Annotated in this window: 6 protein-coding genes and 1 pseudogene; all 7 read right to left on the bottom strand. The window is 60.0% G+C overall.

Annotated features, from left to right (window positions below; all coding sequences use genetic code 11):
• A partial coding sequence (locus tag Q0L94_RS10805) for a GDP-mannose 4,6-dehydratase (RefSeq protein WP_296753195.1) occupies nt 1-351 on the bottom strand: 351 nt, incomplete at its 3' end.
• 173 nt (nt 352-524) lie between these two features.
• Complete coding sequence (gene hisG / locus Q0L94_RS10800; protein WP_296753193.1) at nt 525-1,172, bottom strand: ATP phosphoribosyltransferase; 648 nt, start codon at nt 1,170-1,172, stop codon at nt 525-527.
• Nucleotides 1,173-1,418: 246 nt separating this feature from the next.
• The gene (locus Q0L94_RS10795) at nt 1,419-1,763 is read right to left on the bottom strand and encodes a DUF3368 domain-containing protein (protein WP_296753192.1); all 345 of its coding nucleotides are present in this window, start codon (nt 1,761-1,763) and stop codon (nt 1,419-1,421) included.
• A gap of 136 nt (nt 1,764-1,899) precedes the next feature.
• Nucleotides 1,900-2,157: a UPF0175 family protein gene (locus tag Q0L94_RS10790; RefSeq protein ID WP_296753190.1), complete on the bottom strand. Its 258-nt coding sequence runs from the start codon at nt 2,155-2,157 to the stop codon at nt 1,900-1,902.
• A 115-nt stretch (nt 2,158-2,272) separates the two neighbouring features.
• Complete coding sequence (locus tag Q0L94_RS10785; RefSeq protein ID WP_296753188.1) at nt 2,273-2,707, bottom strand: type II toxin-antitoxin system VapC family toxin; 435 nt, start codon at nt 2,705-2,707, stop codon at nt 2,273-2,275.
• Nucleotides 2,704-2,988, bottom strand: coding sequence for a type II toxin-antitoxin system prevent-host-death family antitoxin (locus Q0L94_RS10780; RefSeq protein WP_296753187.1), 285 nt, complete (start codon nt 2,986-2,988; stop codon nt 2,704-2,706). The genes Q0L94_RS10785 and Q0L94_RS10780 overlap by 4 nt, the downstream gene beginning before the upstream one ends.
• 75 nt (nt 2,989-3,063) lie before the next feature.
• Nucleotides 3,064-3,647: pseudogene (locus Q0L94_RS10775) on the bottom strand (UDP-N-acetylglucosamine 1-carboxyvinyltransferase); the annotation flags it as partial.

Genomic DNA, 3,647 nt, shown 5'->3' with positions numbered 1-3,647 from the left:
GCGGATGGCCTCCAGAATGCGCAGCGCGCCGAGGGCGTCGGAGTTGGCGGTGTATTCGGGTTCTTCGAAGCTGACGGCGACGTGGCTCTGCGCGGCGAGGTTGTAGATTTCGTCGGGCTGCACCTGCTGGATGATGCGGATCAGGCTGGAGCTGTCGGTGAGGTCGCCGTGATGCAGGATGAACTTGCGGCCGGTCTCGTGCGGGTCCTGGTACAGGTGGTCGATGCGGTCGGTGTTGAACAGCGAGGTGCGGCGCTTGATGCCGTGAACTTCGTAGCCCTTGCCCAGCAGGAATTCAGCAAGGTAGGCGCCGTCCTGGCCGGTGACGCCGGTGATGAGTGCTTTTTTCATGTAACGGGAGGGGCGGAATTAAGGCCCCAGAGAAATCAGCCTTGCATTCTAACGTAACCACCCCGTCACAAACAAAAACCAAGGTGCAGCGGCCTCTCCAGTAGGGAGAGAACATGGTTGAACTGCTTGCGCACCACTGACTGGCGACGTCTCGCCGACTCACACCGCTTGAACTATTTTATTGCGGCCGAGAACGCATCGATCACTGGCTGAATCAAATTGCGCTTGAGCTTGAGTGCCGCCTGATTCACCACCAGCCGCGAACTGATCTCACTGATATGTTCCACCGCCACCAGGCCGTTGGCCTTGAGCGTACCGCCGCTGGAAACGAGGTCGACGATGACGTCAGACAGGCCGACCAGCGGGGCGAGTTCCATCGAGCCGTACAGCTTGATGAGGTCGATATGCACGCCCTTGGACGCGAAGTGGCCGCGTGCGGCGTTTACGTATTTGGTAGCGACGCGGATGCGCGCGCCCTGCTTCACCGTTCCGGCGTAGTCGTAGCCTTCGCGCACGGCGACCATCATGCGGCAGTTCGCGATCTTGAGGTCGAGCGGCTGATACAGGCCGTTGCCGCCGTGTTCGTTGAGCACGTCCTTGCCAGCGATGCCGAAGTCGGCGGCGCCGTATTGCACGTAGGTCGGCACGTCGCTGGCGCGCACGATGATGAGGCGCACGTCGGCGCGGTTGGTGCCGATGATGAGTTTGCGCGAGGACTCGGGGTCCTCAGACGGGGTGATGCCTGCCGCCGCCAGGAGCGGCAGGGTTTCCTCGAAGATGCGGCCCTTGGAGAGGGCAAGGGTGATGCCGGTGTAGGTCATGTTGGTTTGTGTCGGGGATTGCAATTATTCAACCCGGATTATCCATTGAAACGCGGGGACGAATCGCAGTTCCAACAAGTTCACGCTGTTGCAGGAGGCCCGCCTTTATCCTCGATGCGCTCGTGGCCGTGGCCGTGGTCGAGGGCAGATGGCCATTGGTGATTGCGCCCTCCGCCACCGGCCCAACGGGCAGAAGGAGGCCGTAATCAAGAGGAACCCGGGGGTGCGAACCGCAATCATGGCGCGTCATTTACCATTCTCACCCAGATGCTGCGCCAGGCGAGCGATCAAGTCCGCATTGTAGTGGATGCCTTGTTGGCGCATGGCTGATGCCGCCTCAAAGAAAGACGGTATCAAGCCAAGGGATTTGGCTTTTGCCAGCACGCCAAGCGTGCCAGTCACACTCAGCCCGAGATACTCGGCAACCCCGCGTCCGATTCTTTCATCGATAATCACCTTGGATGCTCCACGTTTTCTGGCAAGAATGATGGTCTGCTTTTCACCGTGATCCAACTCGAACAAGACGGGTAATGTTGCGTCGTCTTCATTGGCGACGGACTTGACCCACCCCAGTGTTCTCAGATCAGGCACAAGAATCCGGCCCCCTTCGGCACATTCGTCGATAACGGCTTCGGCGACGTATATATCTGGTCGAATAATTCCGGCAGAAGACTCAGACGGTCAATGCTGGCTAATGCGATAAACGGTGTCGTGTTCGAGAAAACCATCACAACAAGGAAGTTTCTCTGGCGAAATCGTCTTCATTGTTTTCCAGTAGATTTGCACCACCTTCCTGCATGGCTTTCAGAAGAAAGTGGGCGCGCGGCACGCCCAACCAGCTCGCCGCCATACCAGAAGACAACTTGCCCTCACGGAACAGAGCAATAGCTGCCTCTTCCTTGACCAGTTCGGCAAATTGCTTGGCATCCAGGTGCAAGCCAAGCAGAATTTCCTGCGGGCATTGAATTTCAATTGTGCTTTGCATGATGCTCGACCTCCATCAAGTCTCAAACTTCCACGCTCGGAAAAGATGCGCGCGTATCCCGGCAACTCTCTAGACTATTCTACCGCCAGCATATGACCCGCCGCTTTCCCCTCGTTCAATCCGCAAAATTTCGGATGACCATAAAGCCTTCGCGCTCGGCCGCCAGGCTCAAGCGCGTATCCAGGCATACGAATTTCCAAGCTTCCGGTCTATGCTCGCAGACAAGCAACGCTGCTGCCAATTGCAGCGAATCGGCGGCGCGCAGGGGGTGAAGCCGCAGCAGGCGTTGAGCGATCTGACGCACGCCGTCCAGGGGTTGCACTTCATGCCAGGCTGCCTGCAGCGCTGCCAATTGACCCAACGCCAGCGTGATTTCTGTCGAATCGAGCCTGGCTTCACGTTCCAGCCTGGCCAAGGCGGAAGCGCACTCAACCGGGGTTCCCCACCAAGCAACGATTTCCGGATTGTTTTCGTAATAGCCGAGAGCTGGGGGCGTGCTCACTTCTCCAACCAGCAACGGCAGGATTGCAGAGCTATCCCAGAATTTCACCGCCCCGACTCGCGTTCTTCCAGCAAAGCCTGAAGTGCGCTGGCGTGCTGCAGGGGTATGGCGGGCGGTGTCAAACGACAGGCCATTCCATGGCCGCGCCGCAGGATGCCTTTGCGTTCCAGGAGCGCAAGTTCGTCCGACTGGCCGCTTTCACTCACGACCGGGATGAGCCGGGCGACCGGCCGGTCGTGGTCGGTGATGAGGATGGTCTCGCCGTGGCGCACTTGTTCAATCAGCGCACTCAACTGATTTTTGGTGGTGGATATTGAGGCGGTTTTCATTTGGCCATTATAGCCATAATCATATCCAGGTGCCCGGGCCGATGCCTGCCCCTTGCGGGTGCTCCTGCATGCGCTTCAATGCACCCGCTTGATGCGCGCCCCCAGCTGAGTGAGCTTTTCCTCGATGCGTTCGTAGCCGCGATCAAGATGGTAGATGCGCTCGATGGTGGTCTCGCCCGCCGCCACCAGGCCGGCCAGCACCAGGCAGGCGGAGGCGCGCAGGTCGGTCGCCATGACGATGGCGCCGTCCAGTCGCGGTACGCCGCGCACCAGGGCGGTGTGGCCGGAGACCTCGATGTTGGCCCCGAGGCGGCGCAGTTCCTGCACGTGCATGAAGCGGTTTTCGAAAATGGTTTCGGTGACGCTGGCCGCGCCTTCGGCGATGGTGTTCAGCGCCATGAACTGCGCCTGCATGTCGGTGGGGAACGCCGGGTGCGGCGCGGTGCGCACGTCGACCGATTTCAGCTTGCCGTCGGATTCGACTTCGATCCAGTCTGGCCCCGTCTCGACCTTCGCATCCGCCTCGCGCAGCTTGGCGATCACTGCTTCCAGCGTGTCGGGCTGGGCGTGGGTGGTGCGCACACGGCCGCCGGTCATGGCGGCGGCAACCAGGAAGGTGCCGGTCTCGATGCGGTCGGCCATCACCGAATAGTCCGCGC

The sequence above is a fragment of the Thiobacillus sp. genome (assembly GCF_024708915.1).
This window is presented reverse-complemented; position numbering and strand designations above follow the sequence as displayed.